The following is a 17,361-nucleotide window of genomic DNA, read 5'->3' as shown; positions in this document are numbered from 1 at the left end:
CTAGTACCGGATACCACGTCTACCCCTTGGCGGCGGCGTGGGACATGGGTGCATCGACGTGGTCGCCCGAGCGTCGGCTCCGGTTCGCCAACGACGTCACGTTCAACCTACTGGCCGTCAACGGTGCGGACAATCAGGACAAGGGCGACCGGACCCCGCAGGACTGGCTTCCGCCGAATCCGGCGTACCACTGCTTCTACGCCGGCAAGTATCTCTCCGTGGCGGTGGAGTACGGGCTACCGGTGACGCTGGCGGACCGCGACGCGCTCGCCGAGGTGGCGGAGAAGTGTCCGTGAGCGCCTCGGAAGACGGTGCCTCAGGACACGGTGAAGGAACGCGTGTGCCAGCCGGTCGCGCCACCCGGAATCGGCGGCGTCCGCTCCTCCACCTGAACGTTGCCGCCAAGATCCGTGGCCCGCACCTGGAGGGTGTGCAGGCCCGACGTGGCCTGCCACTCCCAGGTCCATTGCCGCCAGGTGTCGATGGTGTACTGCGGCGCGAGGGTCGCGGTCTGCCATTCGCCGTTGTCGACCCGCACCTCCACCTTCTCGATGCCGCGGTGCTGCGCCCAGGCGGTTCCGGCGACGAGAACCGGTCCCGGCGCGGTGGGCGCGAACGATGCGGGCACGTCGATCCGGGACGCGGTCTTGATCGGACCTTTCGCGGACCATCCGCGCTTCGTCCAGTAGGCCTCCGCCTTGTCGAATCGCGTGAGTTCCCAATCCACCACCCATTTGGTGGCCGACACGTAGCCGTAGAGACCGGGGACGACCTGCCGCACCGGATAACCGTGTTCGAACGGCAACGGCTGACCGTTCATCGCCACCGCGAGGATCGCGTCGCGTCCGTCCCGCAGGACCTCGACCGGGGTACCCGCCGTGAAGTCGTCGCTACTCGTGGACAGCAGCATGTCGGCGTCGGGGTGCACCCCGGCCTCGTCGAGGAGGTCTTTGATCGGGTAGCCGATCCACGTGGCGTTGCCGGCGAGGTTTCCGCCGACCTCGTTGGACACGCACGTCAGCGTGACCACCCGTTCCACGGGCGTCCTCGCGACCAGCTCGTCCCACGTCAGCGTGACCTCGCGGTCGACCATGCCATGGATGCGCAGTCGCCAGTCGTCCGTCGTCAACCGCGGGACCCGCAGTGCGGTGTCGATCCGGTAGAACTCCTCGTTCGACGTGACGAACGGGGTGGCGCCCGGCACGTCGATGTCGGTGCCCGGAGCGATCGGGGCCGCCCGGTCCGTCACCTCGGGAACGGCGAAGGCGCGGCGGTTGTCCAGAGCTCCCGCGGCTTGCTGCCCGAGGTACCGGCCGGCCGCTCCCGCGGCCGCGGCCGTCGCCGCGGCAGCGGCGGCCAGCAGAAGAAAAGTCCGGCGCGGCAACCACGAATCCTCGGCGTCCGAGTCCTCGGGTGCCCGCGCGGCGGCCGTCAGCACCCGCAGAACCGCAATACCGGCGACGACCCCCACCACGGTCGGCAGCGCAAACATCCACGTGGCACTGGGTCGCTGGGTCGAGGCGTAGATTCCCACCAGCCCGAGAGCCGCCAGGATCACGCTGCCGAACGGCGCCCGGGGGCGCTCGACGATGCCCGCGATCGCGGCAAGGAGCACGATGAGGATCGTCATTCCGACGAACAGCGCGGGTTTGTCGTTGGTTCCGAACGTGTCGATCGCGAACTCGCGAGCCCAGGTGGGACTGCGGTCCACCGTCGTCGATCCGACCGCATAGAACGGCGACGAGTTCGGGTCGATCAGCACCGACAGCAGTTCGCCCACCCCGAGCACGATGCCGGCGGCGATCACTCCGGCGAGCGCTCGGGAGAACAGGTGCCGCCGCCTCCGGGGCGTCCGCGCCGCCTCGTGCCGGTCACCGATCGTCGTAGTCATCGCAGCCCTGCTCCTTTGCCGTCGTCACCGTGTATTCGGAGCTGAGAACGCGCACGGATGGGAGCCCACTACTAGTATTTACCGGATGAACCAGCTCGACAAAGACACTCTTCTCTGCATCTCGCTCTCCGGCCGACCGAGCAACATCGGCACCCGGTTTCACAATTATCTGTACGGCGAGCTGGGCCTCAATTTCGTCTACAAAGCCTTCACCACCAACGACCTGCAGGCTGCGGTCGGCGGCATCCGCGCGCTGGGGATCCGCGGTGCCGGCGTCTCCATGCCGTTCAAGGAGCAGATCATCGAGTACGTCGACGTGATGCACGAATCGGCGTCGGTCATCGAATCCGTCAACACGGTGGTCAACGAGGACGGTGTGTTGCACGCCTACAACACCGACTATCAGGCCATCGCGAACCTGTTGCGCGACAACGCATTGCACCGCTCGCTGTCCGTGGCGGTGGCCGGGAGCGGCGGAATGGCCAAAGCTGTGGTCGCCGCCGTGCGCGACTACGGCTTCACCGACGTCACCGTGGTCGCCCGCAACGAGACGACGGGCGGCGCCGTCGCGAAGCAGTACGGATTCGACTGGCAACCCGAACTCGGCGCGGCACGGCCGGGGCTCCTGATCAATGCCACCCCCGTCGGCATGGCCGGCGGTCCCGAGGCCGACGATCTGGCATTCGAACTCGACGCGATCGACGCGGCGGAGGCCGTGTTCGACGTGGTTGCCATGCCCGCCGCGACGCCGCTGATCCGTGCCGCGGCCGAACGCCACAAGACCGTCATCACCGGCGCCGAGGTGATCGCGCTGCAAGCCGCGGAGCAGTTCGTCCTCTACACCGGCGTGCGCCCGTCCCCCGAAGAGATCCGCAGGGCCTCCGAGTACTCACGGTCGTGAGGTGAGCACCGCCGAGACACCCGCGCAACGGCTCGCACGCAACTTCAGCGAGCTGCTGCAGGAACTCCGTGTCGCGCAGGCAGGCGTGCAGATCCTGTTCGCCTTCCTCCTCGCGGTCGCCTTCACCGAGGCGTACGAGGAGCAGCCGTTCGGCCTGCGCATGCTCCATCTCGTCACGGTGCTCCTGGCAACGGTGTCCTCGGCCCTGCTCATCGCCCCGGCGGTCTGGCACCGGGTGCTGTTCCGTCAGGGCCGCCGTGTCGACATCCTGCGCAGGGCCAACCTGTTCGCACTGTGGGGTGTCGGATTTCTCGCCGCAGCCATGACCGGAACCGTGCTCCTGATTGCCGAAGTGGCAGTGGGCGGTCCGGTCGCGATCGTGATCGGGGTGGTGGCCGCGCTGATGTTCGCGACACTGTGGTTCGTGTTTCCCCGCCTGTTCGATCACGATACGGGCGGCGCGGACTAGAGACCCGCAATTCGGCGCGACCGTGTTTCGTACACTGTTGTTCTACAACAGCTTTCACATGTCATGGCTCCAGCACGCCACGGATCGCACTCCCATCCGAATCTGGATCAATTCAATTTTGGGTCTTGACATGAATTGTGACCCCTGTCACGCTTCTCTATACGGAATCATTATTTCGCATTGTGGAAGAAGGGTCGCATGGATCTCGATGCAGGACTCCAACGATTCAACGAGGCTTCACAGTCCGAGGCAACGGAACTGGCGCGGATCTGCCTGGACATTCCCCGGTGGGCAGACGAACTGGTGTCCGCCCGGCCGTACACCGATCGCGCCTCGCTTCTCACCGCGGCCAGGACGGGAGCCGGCCCGCTCTCCGCGGACGAGATCGAGCAAGCCCTCGCGCGCCATCCCCGAATCGGTGAACCCCCGGGAGGCGACGACGCCGAGGCGCACCTGGCACGCTCGGAGCAGTCGAACGTCGATTCGTCCGACTCGGCGGCGCAGAAACGGCTCACCGACGGCAATCGTGCCTACGAAGACAAGTTCGGACGGGTCTTCCTCGTCCGCGCCGCCGGCCGCAGCACGTCCGACATCCTCACCGCACTCGACCGTCGGCTACTCAACGACGAGGCCAGCGAATTAGCCGTTGTCGCAGAGGAACTGCGCGACATCGCCGCACGTCGACTCGCCGGGATGCTGGACGCATGAGCGACGTCAGCCAGGTCACCACCCACGTGCTGGATGCGGCCGAAGGCATGCCCGCGCGGGAGGTGCCGGTGTCGCTGACAGTCCAGCGCGACTCCGCCTGGATCACCGTTGCCGACGCCGTCACCGACGACGACGGACGCGTCACAACCCTGGGCCCCGCCCGACTCGAGCCGGGCACCTACCGGATCGTCTTCGACACCGGACGCTACTTCGCCGCGAAGGGACGTCCGGCGTTCTACCCCGACATCACCATCACGTTCGCCCTGACCGACAGCGAACAGCACTACCACGTACCAGTCCTTCTCAGCCCGTTCGCATACTCGACCTACCGAGGGAGCTAATCATGAGCAAGATCGTGCTCGGCCAGAACCAGTACGGCAAGGCAGAAGTCCGGTTGGTCAAGATCACCCGGGACACGAAGCGACACGAGATCGAAGACGTCACCGTGACGTCGCAACTGCGCGGCGACCTCGACGCGGTGCACACCGACGGCGACAACGCGCACGTCGTTGCCACGGACACCCAGAAGAACACGGTGTACGCGTTCGCCCGCGACGGCGTCGGCTCGATCGAGACGTTCGCCATGCGACTCGGAGAGCACTTCACCGGGGAATTCGAGTGGATCACCGGCGGCCGATGGGAGATCGAGCAGTACTCGTGGGCGCGGATCCCGGTCGACGGCGAGGGCCACGACCATTCCTTCGTCCGATCGAGCGACGAACGGCGAAACACCGTGGTCACCATCGACGGCGACCGGACATGGATCGTGTCCGGGCTCAGCAACATGGTGGTGCTGAAGTCGACGGGCTCGGAGTTCCGGGGCTACCCGAAGGACAAGTACACCACCCTGCAGGAAACGTCCGACCGGATCCTCGCGACGTCGGTGAGCGCCCGGTGGCGGTACCTCACCACCGACGTCGACTTCGACAAGACCTTCGAGAACGTGCGGTCAGTCATGCTGGAGGCGTTCGCAACGACGCATTCGCTCGCGCTGCAGCAGTCCCTGTTCCAGATGGGTTCGGCGGTACTCGAGGCGCACCCCGAGATCGCCGAGGTGAAGTTCTCGATGCCGAACAAACACCACTTCCTCGTCGACCTGGAACCGTTCGGACTCGACAACCCCGGCGAGGTGTTCTTCGCCGCCGACCGCCCCTACGGGTTGATCGAGGCGACCGTCGAGCGCGAGGACGCTCCCGACGCCGGCCGCGCCTGGGATTCCGTTCCCGGATTCTGCTAGGAGCGCGGCGATGAAGCGGATCGGACACCGGGTTGCCGGAACTCCCGGACCCGAGGACGAGCGGTTGCCGCTCGGAAAGTCGTACGTCTACGGGTTGCAGCACATCCTGACGATGTACGGCGGCGTGATCGCGCCTCCCCTGATCGTCGGCGGCGCCGCCGGACTGACCGGCGTCGAGATCGGGCTGCTCGTGTCGGCGGCGTTGTTCGTCAGCGGCGCGGCCACACTGCTGCAGACCCTCGGCGTCCCCTATTTCGGGGCAAAACTTCCCCTGGTGCAGGGCATTTCCTTCGCCTCGGTGTCCACCATGGTGGCGGTGGCCAGCGGTCCGGGCGGACTGCGCTCGGTGTTCGGAGCCATCATGGTCGCCGGCGCGATCGGCCTGTTGATCAGCCCGTTCTTCTGCAGGATCGTGCGCTACTTCCCGCCCGTCGTCACCGGGTCGATCATCACCGTCATCGGCATCTCCCTCCTGCCGGTCGCGGTGCGCTGGGCGATGGGCGGCAACGCCAAGGCCCCGGACTGGGGGTCGATGTCCAACATCGGGCTCGCCGGATTCAGCCTGTTCATCGTGTTGCTGGTGAGCCGGCTGGTCCAGGGAACCCTGTCGCGGCTGTCCATCCTGATCGGCATCGTCGTGGGAACCCTGTTCGCCGCGCTGATCGGCAAGGCCGACTTCGGCGCCGTCGGGAAGGGCGCGATCTTCGAACTGCCGCAGGTGTTCTCGTTCGGCACTCCCCTGTTCCAGATCGGCGCGATCATCTCGATGACCGTGGTGATCCTCGTGATCATGACCGAGACGACGGCGGACATCCTCGCGGTCGGCGAGATCGTGGGAACGAAGGTCGATGCTCGCCGGGTCGGCGACGGTCTCCGCGCCGACATGCTCGCCACCACCGTGGCACCGGTGTTCGGCACGTTCCCGGCCAGCGCGTTCGCTCAGAACGTCGGGCTCGTCGCGATCACCGGAATCAAGAGCAGATACGTTGTCGCGGCCGGAGGTTCGGTTCTGTTCGCTCTCGGACTGTTCCCCGTCCTGGGCCGGCTGGTGGCCTCCGTGCCGCTGCCCGTCCTCGGCGGTGCGGGGATCGTCCTCTTCGGTTCGGTGGCCGCGAGCGGAATCCGGACCCTGTCCAAGGTGTCGTACGACGGCAACCTCAACCTGGTGATCGTGGCGGTGGCCCTCGGATTCGGTGTGATACCGATCGCGGTGCCCGAGTTCTACTCGGCCTTCCCGGAATGGGTGCACATCGTCTTCGACTCGGGAATCAGTGCGGCCAGCATCGTCGCGGTGCTGCTCAACATCCTGTTCAACGAGATCAAGGCCGGCAACCGGCCCACTCCCTCGGTGGTCTCGGCGGCGCCGCCCGTCCTCGTCCACCCAGCCGAGGACTCGGAGCACCCGGCAGACACGGCGCGGACCTCCGCCGTGCGCAATGAGTAAACAGCCGAAACGGGCAACCCCTGGTCGGGCGGTGCAGTCGCGACGCTATCGGTCCGCGATTGCACCGCCTTCCCTGCGAAGATCGAGCAGGCGCATCACGCGCGTCGCACTCACCCCGTGGACGAGGACGGAGAGGACGACGGTGAAGGCCACCGTCGACCACAACCATTTCTCGTCGTCCACGCCGGCTTCCGCAGCGGCGTAGGCGAGATAGTAGATCGACCCGATTCCGCGAACCCCGAAGAATGCGGTGACCCGGCGCTCGGGACCGGACATCTCCTCGCAGCCCAGCAGCGAAAGCCATCCCACCACCGGCCGGATGACGAACACGAGGGCTGCCGCGACGAGAACCCCGCCCCACGTCAGTCCGGTCAGCAGACCGGAAGTGAGTGCCACCCCCAGCAGGAGCAGGACGGCGAGGGTGAGCACGTGTTCGAGTTGCTCGATCAGGCTGTGCATCTCGGCGTGGTAGTCGTGGGCCCGCTCCGTCCGACGGATGGCGACGGCGCAGGCGAAGACGGCGAGAAAGCCGTATCCCCCGGCCAGTTCGGTGAGTCCGTAGACGGCGAACGTGGCAGCGAGCGCGAAGATGGGTTCGCTGCGTTCGGCCAGGCGCATGTGTGTGATCGGGAAGCGGAAGACCGCGCGGCCGAACAGATCACCGGCAATCCACCCCAGGGCCGCGCCGATGACGACTTTGCCGATCAGCTCCCAGGCCGCCCACTGCACGATCCACTGCTCGATCGGCCCCTTGCCGATCATGAACAGCGCCAGGTACACGAACGGGAAGGCGAGAGCGTCGTTGAGCCCGGCCTCCGAGGTGAGCGCGAACCGGACCTCGTCGTCCTCCTGATGGGACTCGCCGCCCGACGTGGGACCTTCCACCTGCACGTCGGATGCCAGAACCGGGTCGGTGGGCGCGAGGACGGCCCCGAGCAGGATCGCGACGGCGGGGGTCAACGCCGCCACCCACCAGCCGAGCAGCGCGACAGCGGCGATACCGAGGGGCATCGCGATCAGCAGCAGACGCCACGTCGAATTCCACGTGCGCCAGCCCAGTGGCCTGTCGATCGCCAGTCCCACGCCCATCAAGGCGACGATGACGCAGGTTTCGCTCAGGTGTTCCGTCACGGCGGGATGCAGTGCCGGCGACAGGGTGTCCGTTCCCGACTCGCCGAGGAACAGGCCGCCCCCCGCTCCGACCGCCAGGACGATCAGCGGCGCCGAGACGGCACGGTCCTGGAAGAGGCGCGGAACGGTGGCGGCCAGCAGGAGAGCCAGTCCTGCCGTCAGATACGCGAGATCGGTGTTCAGCGCCGTCACCCCACCTCGCCGGCCAGCAGCGCTGCCATCCGTGCGTCGAACGCCACGAACAGCACCCGGGGAATTCCGGCGTCCGACTCACGGACGGCACCGACCGCCTGCCGGACGGCGTCGTCCGCGGGCCAGCCGTACACCCCGGACGAGATCAGCGGAAACGCAACGGACTGCGCGCCGAGGTCGGAGGCCACCGCCAGGCTGCTGGTGTAGGCGCTTCGCAGGATGGCCGACCGATCGTCCGAAGCGGAATACACGGGACCGACGGTGTGAATCACCCATCGGGCCGGCAACCGGCCCGCCGTCGTCGCGACCGCCTGTCCCGCCGGGAGACCGTCCTGCAACGTGGTGGCCCGCAGGTGCCTGCATTCGGCGAGGATCTCGGGACCGCCGGCCCGGTGGATGGCGCCGTCCACGCCACCACCACCGAGCAGTCCGGAGTTGGCGGCGTTGACGATCGCGTCGACCTCGACCGTCGTGATGTCACCGTGCACTACCTCGATGGTGGTCATCACCCCATTATCGCCGCGAGCTCACCGCGACCCGCACGATCAATCCGGCAACCAGCGCCCAGAACGCGGACCCGATGCCGAGGATGCTCACCCCCGACGCGGCGATCAGGAAGGTGACGACGGCGCCTTCCCGTTCGCGGACGTCGTCGAGGGCGGAGGCCAGTGCCCCGCCGAGGGTGCCGAGGAGGGCGAGCCCGGCGACCGCCTCCACGACGCCCTCGGGGGCCGCGGCGATGAGCGTGGCCACCGCGGCGGAACACGCGGCGAGCACCAGGTAGGCCCAGCCTGCCGTGAAGGCCGCGACCCAGCGCTTCCTCGGATCGGGATGTGCGGACGGCGCGGCGGCGAGGGCGGCGCTGATGGCGGCGAGGTTGATGGCGTGTCCGCCCGCGGGCGCGCCCACCAGGGTCCCGACTCCGGTCACCAGCATGGCCGGCCGCCACGGCACCCGGTAGCCGAAGGAATTCATGACGGCGGTCCCGGGGATGTTCTGGGACGCCATCGTCACGATGTACAGCGGGATCGCGATCCCGATCATCGCCTGCCACGTCCACGCCGGTGCCGTGACGTCGAGTCTCGGCAGGAGCGCGCTGGTGTCCAGTCCGTCGCTGCCGGAGGCGAGACCGATCGCGATCACCACTGCGGCAGCCGCGAACGCCGCCGGCACCGCCCACCGCGGCGAGTACCGCTGCAAGACCAGCCACACGAGAACCACGGGCGCGACGGCCAGCGGTGCGTCACGCAGCGCCAGTACCGGCGCCAGGCACAGCGGCAGCAGCACCCCCGCGAGCATCGCCTGCGCCAACGCCGGGGGGATGGCCGCGATGAGCCGTCCCAGCCGCGGCCACAGCCCCGTGAGAATCACCGCCGCCCCCACGACGACGAACGCCCCGACCGCGGCGGGCCAGCCGCCGCTCACCGTCCCCGCGCCGGCGAGGAGAGCGGCGCCCGGCGTCGACCACGCCAGCGTGATCGGCATGCGGTAGTGCCGCGACATCCACAACATGCCCAGTGCCTGCGTCACACACAGCGCCAGCAGTCCCGACGCGGCCTGGGCGGAATTCGCGCCCACCGCCGTCAATCCGGTGAGTACGACCGCGAACGAACTGGTGAAGCCCACCAGGGCGGTGACGATTCCGGCGCTGATCGGCTGGGCGGCGGAATCGGGTGAACGCACATCGCTGTCGGGCACAGACATAGGACGCGATTCTGCCCGACGCGTGGTCCCGGCGATCCGTGGCATTAGGGTCGGCACGGTGAAACACGACGACGCCCCCGCCCTGCCGACCGCCGCCGACTTCCCCGCCCTGTGGCCGGTGCCGACCCGCTGGGAGGACAACGACCATTACGGGCACGTCAACAACGTCACGTATTACTCGTACTTCGACACGGCCGTCAACGGCTGGCTGATCGCGACTACGGGCACCGACATCCGCGATCTGCCCGCCATCGGCGTGGTCGCCGAGACGTCCTGCACGTACGTCAGCGAACTCACCTTCCCGGACCGTCTGCAGGTGGGGTTGTCCATCGAGAAGCTGGGCACCCGGAGCATCGTGTATGCGCTCGCGATCTTCCGCGAGAACGACGACGCACTCGAACTCGCGGCTCTCGGCCGCTTCGTCCACGTGTACGTGGACGCGAAAACCCGCAGGCCGGTGCCGATTCCTGCCGAAATCCGGAGCGCTGCAACCCTTCTGGTGGTGCCGGACGCCGTCTGAACCTCCGGCACCACCAGGGGGTTCAGCGCAGTCCCTCGGCCTCCGCCGTGGCCACCGCCCGGGCGATGATGCCGTCGATCAGCGCGACAGTGGGCGCACCGGTCTCGGCCTTGTTCCGGGGATCGTCGATCACCCGGCGCAGGACGCCTTCGGCGATGATCGCCAGCTTCCACAACGCCAGAACGTGCCAGTACCCCACCTGTGTGACATCGCGTTTCGTGTGGTGGACGTAGGCTTCCACGAGTTCGGCCCGGGTGGGGAATCCCTCCAGAGTGGAGGCCGGGAACGGTCCGGCGTCCTCGTCGCCCGCCTCGGGCCAGTAGGCCAGCAACGCGCCGACGTCGGCGAGGGGGTCGCCCAGCGTGCACAGTTCCCAGTCGACCACCGCGACCACCTCACCTTCCTCGGGCGAGGTGATGACGTTGCTCAGGTGAAAATCACCGTGCACCAACGACAGTTCGGCCTGCTCCGGCATGTTGCGCTCGAGGATGCCCGCCAGATCCTCGATCGCCGGGACGTCACGGGTACGGGACTTCTCCCACTGATCCCTCCAACGCTTCAACTGCCGTGCCGCGTAAGGCTTGTGGCTGGCCAGATCCTCCAGCCCGGCATCTTTGAGATCGACCGCATGGATCTTTGCGAGAGCCTTCGGCATCGCCAGTCCGACGGCATTCCTCTGCTCAGGTGTCAGCTTCTTCGCCACACCGACACTGTCGATCACCACCCCCGCGACGTAACTCATCAGCACGAGCGGCGCGTCCGTGACCTCCGGATCATCGGTGAGCCCGAGGATCTTCGGCACCGGAACGTCGGATCCCTGCAGAGAGGACAGAATCCGATGTTCGCGGACCACGTCGTGCGCCGACGCCAGCAGATGCCCGAGCGGTGGCCGCCGCAGCACCCACCGCCCACCACCCGCGTCGCTGACCGCGTACGTGAGATTCGACTGACCGTTCCCGATCCTCTCGAAGCTCAGCGGCGCGATCGCTCCCACACCGAGTCCGGCAATCCACGCAGAAACGGCATCTTCGTTCAGCCCCACAGCATTCACGCGCTCGATGCTAACCGCTCGGAAGCCCGATGCGGAGGGAACCGGTCCGCGCCGCAGGTCGCGGCCCTAGGGTGGCAACAGTGAGGCCGATTCGGCCGGAACTGGAGGGACCGACGTGGAAGTTTTCCTCATCGTGTGCGGCGTACTCCTCGCCGTGAGTGCCGTCGCCGTGAGCATTCCCAAGCTGAGATTGAAGGGGACTGCGTGGACGGGGTTGCAATCCCGGGGCCTGAGCAGGCAACAGGTGCGGCTGATCGGCGTGGCGGAACTCGCCGGCGGCGTCGGGGTTCTCGTCGGCCTCTACTGGACTCCACTGGGAGTGATCTCGACGGTGGCGCTACTGATTCTCCTCTTGTGCGCAATCGCCTTTCACGTCCGACACGGCGACTACGGAAACCCCGACACCCGGGCCGTCGCGATGCCCGCGGTCTACCTCGCGATGCTGGCCGTCCTCGCCTCGATCGGGTTCGTGTTCGCGGGGTGATCCGGGGTTCTCGGACCCTTGCAGCAACAACCTGGTGCCGGTTGTGTCCGAATTGGTCATTAGACGCAGCATGACACCCCAACACCCCCCAAAAACTGGGCATTCTGCTCGACGCCAGCGGTGCCACTTGCGCACTTCGCGTTCTCGTGGATGCTGTGAAGTAGGACACACACTTGTCCTACCGCAGTACCCGTCTCCTACGAACCCACAAGGTTCACGGACTCGACAACACGAGGTGACCCCGATGGTCGACAAGATTGCCTATCCGGTCCAGCTCATCCAGCCGGACGGCCGCCGGGTCTTCAGACCCGACTACACGAGCCTGGTCCGCGACATCGGACCCGATCAACTGCGCGGCCTCTACGAAGACCTCGTGGTCGCGCGTCGGATGGATGTCGAAGCGGTCGCGCTGCAACGCCAGGGCGAACTGGGACTCTGGGCTCCCCTGCTCGGGCAGGAAGCCGCACAGGTCGGCTCCGCCCGCGCGCTCCGCCCCGACGACTACGCGTTCATCAGCTACCGCGAACACGCCGTCGCCTACTGCCGGGGTGTAGACCCCGGGGTGATGACCCGCATGTGGCGGGGATGCGCCCATTCCGCGTGGGATCCGAGTTCCGTGAACGTGACGAATCCCGCGATCGTCGTCGGCTCCCAGGGGCTGCACGCCACCGGCTACGCCATGGGCGCCCACCTGGACGGCGCGGAGATCGCGACGATCGCCTACTTCGGCGACGGCGCCACCAGTCAGGGCGACCTCGCCGAGGCCCTCGGCTTCTCGATGAGCTTCAACGCGCCGGTCGTATTCTTCTGCCAGAACAACCAGTTCGCGATCAGCGAACCGGTCCACCTGCAGAGTCCCGTCCCCATCGCGCAGCGCGCCGCCGGTTACGGCATGCCCGCCCTCCGAGTGGACGGCAACGACGTCCTCGCGGTCCTCGCGGTCACCCGCCAGGCCACTCAGCGGGCGCGCGAAGGCAGTGGGCCGACGTTCATCGAGGCCGTCACGTACCGGATGGGCCCCCACACCACGTCGGACGATCCCACCCGGTATCGGGCGGCAGCCGAGACCGAGGTCTGGAAGGCCCGCGACCCGATCGACCGGATGAGGCGCCTCCTCGACCGGGAGGGCCTGCTCGACGACACGTTCCTCACCGGGGTGCAGGCCACCGCCGACGACGTCGCGGCGCGACTGCGGTCCGGGACCATCGATGCCCCCGATCCCCAGCCGCTCGATCTGTTCGAGCACGTGTATTCCACCGACCACCCACTCATCGACGAGGAACGCGAGCAGTACGCCGCGTACCTCGCGGGCTTCGCCGGCATCGAGGAGGCACTGTCATGACCACCAGCACGCTCTCGCTCGGCGCCGCACTCAACGCGGGCCTCCGACGCGCCCTCGAACACGACCGCAAGGTCGTGATCATGGGTGAGGACGTCGGACGCCTCGGCGGTGTCTTCCGCGTCACCGACACCCTGCAGAAGGATTTCGGCGACAACCGGGTCATCGACACCCCACTGGCCGAATCCGGCATCATCGGCGCCGCGTTCGGCATGGCCCTGCGCGGTTACCGGCCCGTCTGCGAGATCCAGTTCGACGGCTTCGTCTACCCCGCATTCGACCAGATCGTGTCCCAGGTGGCCAAGATTCACTACCGCACACAGGGCAGGGTCACAGCGCCCCTCACGATCCGGATCCCGTACGGCGGCGGCATCGGTGCGGTCGAGCACCATTCGGAGTCGCCGGAGGCGTACTTCGCCCACACCGCCGGACTGCGCGTCGTCACACCCAGCAACCCGGCGGACGCGTTCCACATGATCCAGCAGTCCGTCGCGGCGGACGACCCGGTGGTGTTCTTCGAACCGAAGCGGCGGTACTGGGACAAGGCCGAGTTCGACGTGGACGCCGAACCGGACCTGCCGCTGCATCGGGCCCGGGTGGCCCGGGAGGGCACGGACGCCACCATCGTCGCGTACGGCTCCGTCGTGCCGACGGCCCTGTCGGCCGCGACCATCGCCGCCGACGAGGGGCACTCCCTCGAGGTGATCGACCTGCGCTCCCTGTCGCCGATCGACTTCGACACCATCGAGGAGTCGGTCCGCAAGACCGGAAGACTCGTCGTTGCGCACGAGGCGTCGACGTTCCTCGGCCTGGGCGCGGAGATCGCCGCCCGCATTTCCGAGCGGTGCTTCTACCAGCTGGACGCGCCCGTCCTGAGGGTCGGCGGATTCGACGTTCCGTATCCCCCGGCGAAGCTGGAACTGCACCATCTGCCGGACGCCGACCGCCTGCTCGACGCGGTCGATCGCAGCCTCGCGGCCTGATCGCACTCATCGGAGGAGAGGAGCCGTCCGTTGGCGCAGGAATTCCGCCTACCCGATCTCGGTGAGGGGCTCACGGAGGCCGAACTGGTCTCCTGGGCCGTCGAGGTGGGCCAGACGATCGAACTCAATCAGGTGATCGGAGAAGTCGAGACGGCGAAGGCGCTCGTCGAGTTGCCTTCGCCGTACGCGGGTGTCGTGGAGGAATTGCTGGTTCCGGCGGGCGCGACCGTGCCGGTCGGGACGCCGATCATCCGGATCGCGACGGATGCGGCCAGCGTGGAACCTCCCACGCGCACGCCCGTTCTGGTGGGGTACGGGCCCGAGGCCGCTGCCGAGAGCAAACGGGCCCGGCGGAGGCTGGTGACCGCTCCGGAGACCGGCACGTCCGGCCCGGACCGTCGGCGCCCCGACGCGTCGCCGGCAGCCCGGGTCGCTGCACGTGAACTCGGAGTCGACCTCGCCGTCGTCGCGGGGACGGGGCCGTCCGGTGCCGTCACCCGGAGTGACGTCGAATCCCATGCGGGTTCGGTCGGGCAGGCCGTGCCGTCGACACCGGACTCGCCGGAACCGCCGGAGCCGTCGGAGCGCGAGACCCGCACCCCGATCCGCAGCGTCCGGAAGCAGACCGCGGCGGCGATGGTCCGCAGTGCGTTCACCGCCCCGCACGTCACCGAATTCGTGACCGCCGACGTGACCCGGTCGGTGGAACTGCTCGAGCGCCTGCGTGACCTCCCCGCATTCGAGGGATTGTCGCTGACACCGCTGAGTCTGGTGGCGAAGGCGATGATCGTCGCGCTGCGGGAGAACCCGACCCTCAATGCGTCGTGGGACGAGGAGAACCAGGAGATCGTCACCAAGCACTACGTCAATCTCGGCATCGCCGCGGCCACACCCCGCGGTCTGGTCGTCCCGAACATCAAGGAAGCGCAGTCGCTGAGTCTGCTCGAACTGTGCCGCGCGATCACCGAACTGACCGCGACCGCGCGCAGCGGCAGAGCCGAACCCGCGCAGCTCACCGGCGGGACGGTGTCGATCACCAACGTCGGAGTGTTCGGTGTCGACGCGGGCACGCCGATCCTCAACCCCGGCGAATCGGCCATCCTGTGCCTGGGCAGCGTCACCAGGCGACCGTGGGTGCACGAGGACGAACTCGCGGTGCGGTGGGTCACCACCCTGAGCGTGTCGTTCGATCACCGGGTGGTCGACGGCGAGCAGGGGTCGAGGTTCCTGTCGTCCGTCGCGGCGATGCTGCACGATCCCGCCTCACTGCTCGCGCACCTCTGATCCTCGGTACGTTTGGTCGGTGAGTACTTCCCGAGCGTCCGCGGTCGACACGCGCGCACCAGTGGCCGAGCCGCTCCGCCGGGCTCGTGCGGGAACGTTCGGAATCTTCGGGATCAACGGGTTCCTGCTCGGCATGTGGGTCGTGCACATTCCGGCGATCGAGGACCGGACCGGTATCAGCCACTCCACGCTGGGTTCGCTGTTGCTCCTGCTGGCGGTCGGCGCGATCGGCGGCATGCAGGTCAGCGGTCCACTGGCCGACCGATTCGGCAGCAGGCGGATGGTGATCATCGCCGGACTCGCACTGTCGGCCGCCACCGTGGGTCCCGGGCTGGCGTCCGCGGCCTGGCAACTCGGTCTCGCCCTGCTCGTGTTCGGCTTCGCGAACGGCGCACTGGACGTGTCGATGAACTCGCAGGCCGTCGAAGTCGAGCAGCGGTACGGGCGGCCGATCATGTCGGCGTTCCACGCCCTGTTCTCCGTGGGCGGGGTGGCCGGATCGCTGCTCGGAGCGGCGACGCTCGCCGTCGGATGGGCCCCCGTGACGGCTCTGCTGGTCGCCGGCGGTGTCGGGGTCGTCACCGTCGCCACGGGCTCGCGGTGGCTGATGGCGGACCGTCCCCGCTCTCGGCACGACGCCGCTCCCGCCGAGAAGGCACAGGGCCGGCTGTCCACGCGGGTCCTCGCGCTCGGTGGCATCGCCTTCGTCCTCATGCTGTCGGAGGGTGTCGCGAACGACTGGAGCACCCTGCAGGTCAAGGAGCACCTCGGAACGTCCGATTCCGTCGCCGCCCTCGCGTTCGGAGCGTTCTCGGTGATGATGACGGTGGGCCGGTTCACCGCGGACCGCGTGAGCGGCGCGCTCGGTCCCGTCGCCGTCGTCCGCTACGGCACCCTGATCGCGGCCCTCGGAATGCTGCTCGTCGTCGTCTCGGGACTGCTCCCGCTCACCGTCCTGGGCTGGGCGCTGTTCGGCCTGGGATTGTCGGGATGCGTGCCGCAGATCTTCACCGCCGCGGGCAACCTCGGCGCGGGTTCCGCGGGCACCAATATGTCCCGTGTGGTCGGGCTGGGGTACGTCGGATTCCTCGCCGGCCCCGCCACCATCGGCTGGATCACCCAGGTGGTTCCGCTGACCGTCGCGATGGTGGTGCCCCTGACCTGCGTGCTGGTGGCGGCCACGTTCGCGGGGGCAGTCCGGCGCACCTGACACGCTCGCCGCACGAACAGGACCGTTCACCGACCTCACAGCGGCCTCTCATCGATCGTTCAGCGTCGGTTGGCACACTGTGTGTCGTGACCGAATCGACTAGCAGGCTGCGTCGCAGTGTTCGTCGCCTCGCCTTCGCCGCGGCGGGTGTGGTGGCACTGTGCGCGCTGTACCTCATACGCCCCGAATCGTCGGGTCTCGTCCTCCCGGAGGCACTCCGACCCGTCGCCGATCCTGTGATCCAGGCGATCGACGTCACCACGGTGCTCGCAGCGACCGTGGTCCTCGCCATCGTCGCGGCGATGCGAAAACTCTCGTACGGCATGGGTGCCGTACTGCTGCTGTGTATCGGCGCGAATCTCACCAGCGCCGCAGTCCGGGCATGGGAATCGGATGCGCCGTCGGTGCTCCTGCCGAGCGGGCACGTCGTCGCCGTCACCGCGCTGTACGGTTCGGCGCTGCTGGTGTCGGCGCCGCGGTTCCGGCCCGTCATCGCGGGCCTGGGTTTCGCCGTCGTGCTCGGTGTCGCGGAGGCTGCCGCGCTGGTCGAACCCGTCGGCATCTTCGGCCTCGCGGCCGGCCTGATCATCCTGGCGATCTGGTGGACACTGGCGTCCACCCTGATGCTGTACTCCCCTGTGGCCGCCGAGCGTGAAGAGCGACGGCCCGACACCGCGGCGATCGCCTTCTCCCGGCACCGCGGCAGTCTGCGCCTCTGAGGCGCTTCGCGCCCGTGCGTGGTTTGCGAGTCTCTGCACTCGTCAACCACGCACGGGCCCGGAGGGCCTACAGGGCCTTGAGTTCCTCGGTGAC

At 67.9% G+C, this 17,361-nt stretch carries 19 protein-coding genes; 14 read left to right on the top strand and 5 right to left on the bottom strand.

What is annotated here, in order from left to right; translation table 11 throughout:
• The coding region (locus AZG88_RS25530; RefSeq protein WP_156517618.1) for an HNH endonuclease family protein at window positions 1–296 on the top strand (296 nt) is incomplete at its 5' end.
• A 20-nt stretch (window positions 297–316) separates the two neighbouring features.
• On the opposite strand, the gene AZG88_RS25525 is transcribed toward AZG88_RS25530, so the two are convergent.
• Window positions 317–1,891: a molybdopterin-dependent oxidoreductase gene (locus tag AZG88_RS25525; RefSeq protein ID WP_061040704.1), complete on the bottom strand. Its 1,575-nt coding sequence runs from the start codon at window positions 1,889–1,891 to the stop codon at window positions 317–319.
• Window positions 1,892–1,976: 85 nt separating this feature from the next.
• On the opposite strand from AZG88_RS25525, the gene AZG88_RS25520 reads away from it, so the two are divergent.
• From AZG88_RS25520 to AZG88_RS25495, 6 genes are all read left to right on the top strand, one after another.
• Window positions 1,977–2,792 (top strand): shikimate 5-dehydrogenase, encoded by an 816-nt coding sequence (locus AZG88_RS25520; protein WP_061699587.1) that lies wholly within the window; start codon window positions 1,977–1,979, stop codon window positions 2,790–2,792.
• 1 nt (window position 2,793) lies between these two features.
• Window positions 2,794–3,261 carry a DUF6328 family protein gene (locus AZG88_RS25515; protein ID WP_005252832.1) on the top strand — a complete coding sequence of 156 codons (468 nt, stop codon included), beginning with the start codon at window positions 2,794–2,796 and terminating at the stop codon, window positions 3,259–3,261.
• Between the two features lie 198 nt (window positions 3,262–3,459).
• Window positions 3,460–3,969 (top strand): 2-oxo-4-hydroxy-4-carboxy-5-ureidoimidazoline decarboxylase, encoded by a 510-nt coding sequence (gene uraD, locus AZG88_RS25510; RefSeq protein ID WP_025432998.1) that lies wholly within the window; start codon window positions 3,460–3,462, stop codon window positions 3,967–3,969.
• Window positions 3,966–4,310 carry a hydroxyisourate hydrolase gene (gene uraH / locus AZG88_RS25505; RefSeq protein WP_054248788.1) on the top strand — a complete coding sequence of 115 codons (345 nt, stop codon included), beginning with the start codon at window positions 3,966–3,968 and terminating at the stop codon, window positions 4,308–4,310. The genes uraD and uraH overlap by 4 nt, the downstream gene beginning before the upstream one ends.
• Before the next feature lie 2 nt (window positions 4,311–4,312).
• Window positions 4,313–5,206: a factor-independent urate hydroxylase gene (pucL, locus tag AZG88_RS25500; RefSeq protein WP_082833475.1), complete on the top strand. Its 894-nt coding sequence runs from the start codon at window positions 4,313–4,315 to the stop codon at window positions 5,204–5,206.
• A 10-nt stretch (window positions 5,207–5,216) separates the two neighbouring features.
• Window positions 5,217–6,650 carry a nucleobase:cation symporter-2 family protein gene (locus AZG88_RS25495; protein WP_061699586.1) on the top strand — a complete coding sequence of 478 codons (1,434 nt, stop codon included), beginning with the start codon at window positions 5,217–5,219 and terminating at the stop codon, window positions 6,648–6,650.
• Window positions 6,651–6,695: 45 nt separating this feature from the next.
• Here the strand turns inward: AZG88_RS25495 and AZG88_RS25490 are convergent, their stop codons facing one another.
• Genes AZG88_RS25490 through AZG88_RS25480 form a run of 3 tightly spaced genes read right to left on the bottom strand, consistent with a single transcriptional unit; the run spans window position 6,696 to window position 9,677 of the window.
• The gene (locus AZG88_RS25490) at window positions 6,696–7,973 is read right to left on the bottom strand and encodes a cation:proton antiporter (protein ID WP_005252822.1); all 1,278 of its coding nucleotides are present in this window, start codon (window positions 7,971–7,973) and stop codon (window positions 6,696–6,698) included.
• Complete coding sequence (locus tag AZG88_RS25485; protein WP_005252820.1) at window positions 7,970–8,479, bottom strand: O-acetyl-ADP-ribose deacetylase; 510 nt, start codon at window positions 8,477–8,479, stop codon at window positions 7,970–7,972. The genes AZG88_RS25490 and AZG88_RS25485 overlap by 4 nt, the downstream gene beginning before the upstream one ends.
• A gap of 7 nt (window positions 8,480–8,486) precedes the next feature.
• Window positions 8,487–9,677, bottom strand: coding sequence for a benzoate/H(+) symporter BenE family transporter (locus tag AZG88_RS25480; protein WP_156517617.1), 1,191 nt, complete (start codon window positions 9,675–9,677; stop codon window positions 8,487–8,489).
• A gap of 58 nt (window positions 9,678–9,735) precedes the next feature.
• On the opposite strand from AZG88_RS25480, the gene AZG88_RS25475 reads away from it, so the two are divergent.
• Window positions 9,736–10,197 carry an acyl-CoA thioesterase gene (locus AZG88_RS25475; RefSeq protein ID WP_005252816.1) on the top strand — a complete coding sequence of 154 codons (462 nt, stop codon included), beginning with the start codon at window positions 9,736–9,738 and terminating at the stop codon, window positions 10,195–10,197.
• A 22-nt stretch (window positions 10,198–10,219) separates the two neighbouring features.
• Here the strand turns inward: AZG88_RS25475 and AZG88_RS25470 are convergent, their stop codons facing one another.
• Window positions 10,220–11,248: a phosphotransferase family protein gene (locus tag AZG88_RS25470; protein WP_061699585.1), complete on the bottom strand. Its 1,029-nt coding sequence runs from the start codon at window positions 11,246–11,248 to the stop codon at window positions 10,220–10,222.
• Window positions 11,249–11,363: 115 nt separating this feature from the next.
• Between AZG88_RS25470 and AZG88_RS25465 the strand changes: the two genes are divergently transcribed.
• The 6 genes from AZG88_RS25465 to AZG88_RS25440 all read left to right on the top strand — a co-directional run bounded on the left by AZG88_RS25465 (window position 11,364) and on the right by AZG88_RS25440 (window position 17,267).
• The gene (locus tag AZG88_RS25465; protein WP_005252813.1) at window positions 11,364–11,732 is read left to right on the top strand and encodes a DoxX family protein; all 369 of its coding nucleotides are present in this window, start codon (window positions 11,364–11,366) and stop codon (window positions 11,730–11,732) included.
• Window positions 11,733–11,976: 244 nt separating this feature from the next.
• The gene (pdhA, locus tag AZG88_RS25460; protein WP_061699584.1) at window positions 11,977–13,074 is read left to right on the top strand and encodes a pyruvate dehydrogenase (acetyl-transferring) E1 component subunit alpha; all 1,098 of its coding nucleotides are present in this window, start codon (window positions 11,977–11,979) and stop codon (window positions 13,072–13,074) included.
• Window positions 13,071–14,054 carry an alpha-ketoacid dehydrogenase subunit beta gene (locus tag AZG88_RS25455; protein WP_005252809.1) on the top strand — a complete coding sequence of 328 codons (984 nt, stop codon included), beginning with the start codon at window positions 13,071–13,073 and terminating at the stop codon, window positions 14,052–14,054. Before pdhA ends, AZG88_RS25455 begins: the two co-directional genes overlap by 4 nt.
• A gap of 30 nt (window positions 14,055–14,084) precedes the next feature.
• A complete protein-coding gene (locus tag AZG88_RS25450; protein WP_061699583.1) occupies window positions 14,085–15,338 on the top strand; it encodes a dihydrolipoamide acetyltransferase family protein in 1,254 nt (417 codons plus the stop codon).
• Window positions 15,339–15,399: 61 nt separating this feature from the next.
• A complete protein-coding gene (locus AZG88_RS25445; RefSeq protein WP_061699582.1) occupies window positions 15,400–16,548 on the top strand; it encodes an MFS transporter in 1,149 nt (382 codons plus the stop codon).
• Window positions 16,549–16,634: 86 nt separating this feature from the next.
• On the top strand, window positions 16,635–17,267 hold the full coding sequence (locus tag AZG88_RS25440) for a hypothetical protein (RefSeq protein ID WP_061699581.1): 633 nt from the start codon (window positions 16,635–16,637) through the stop codon (window positions 17,265–17,267).
• The last annotated feature ends 94 nt before the right edge of the window (window positions 17,268–17,361 follow it).

Origin of the sequence: Rhodococcus sp. LB1, assembly GCF_001583455.1 — a bacterium.
GTDB classification, from domain to species: Bacteria; Actinomycetota; Actinomycetes; order Mycobacteriales; family Mycobacteriaceae; genus Rhodococcus_F; species Rhodococcus_F opacus.
This window is presented reverse-complemented; position numbering and strand designations above follow the sequence as displayed.

Bases quoted from the DNA above. Each gene is read 5' to 3' on its own strand.
- AZG88_RS25525 (WP_061040704.1), bottom strand. From the start codon at position 1,891: ATGACTACGACGATCGGTGACCGGCACGAGGCGGCGCGGACGCCCCGG.
- AZG88_RS25520 (WP_061699587.1), top strand. From the start codon at position 1,977: ATGAACCAGCTCGACAAAGACACTCTTCTCTGCATCTCGCTCTCCGGC.
- uraD (WP_025432998.1), top strand. From the start codon at position 3,460: ATGGATCTCGATGCAGGACTCCAACGATTCAACGAGGCTTCACAGTCC.
- uraH (WP_054248788.1), top strand. From the start codon at position 3,966: ATGAGCGACGTCAGCCAGGTCACCACCCACGTGCTGGATGCGGCCGAA.
- pucL (WP_082833475.1), top strand. From the start codon at position 4,313: ATGAGCAAGATCGTGCTCGGCCAGAACCAGTACGGCAAGGCAGAAGTC.
- AZG88_RS25495 (WP_061699586.1), top strand. From the start codon at position 5,217: ATGAAGCGGATCGGACACCGGGTTGCCGGAACTCCCGGACCCGAGGAC.
- AZG88_RS25485 (WP_005252820.1), bottom strand. From the start codon at position 8,479: ATGACCACCATCGAGGTAGTGCACGGTGACATCACGACGGTCGAGGTC.
- AZG88_RS25480 (WP_156517617.1), bottom strand. From the start codon at position 9,677: ATGTCTGTGCCCGACAGCGATGTGCGTTCACCCGATTCCGCCGCCCAG.
- pdhA (WP_061699584.1), top strand. From the start codon at position 11,977: ATGGTCGACAAGATTGCCTATCCGGTCCAGCTCATCCAGCCGGACGGC.
- AZG88_RS25455 (WP_005252809.1), top strand. From the start codon at position 13,071: ATGACCACCAGCACGCTCTCGCTCGGCGCCGCACTCAACGCGGGCCTC.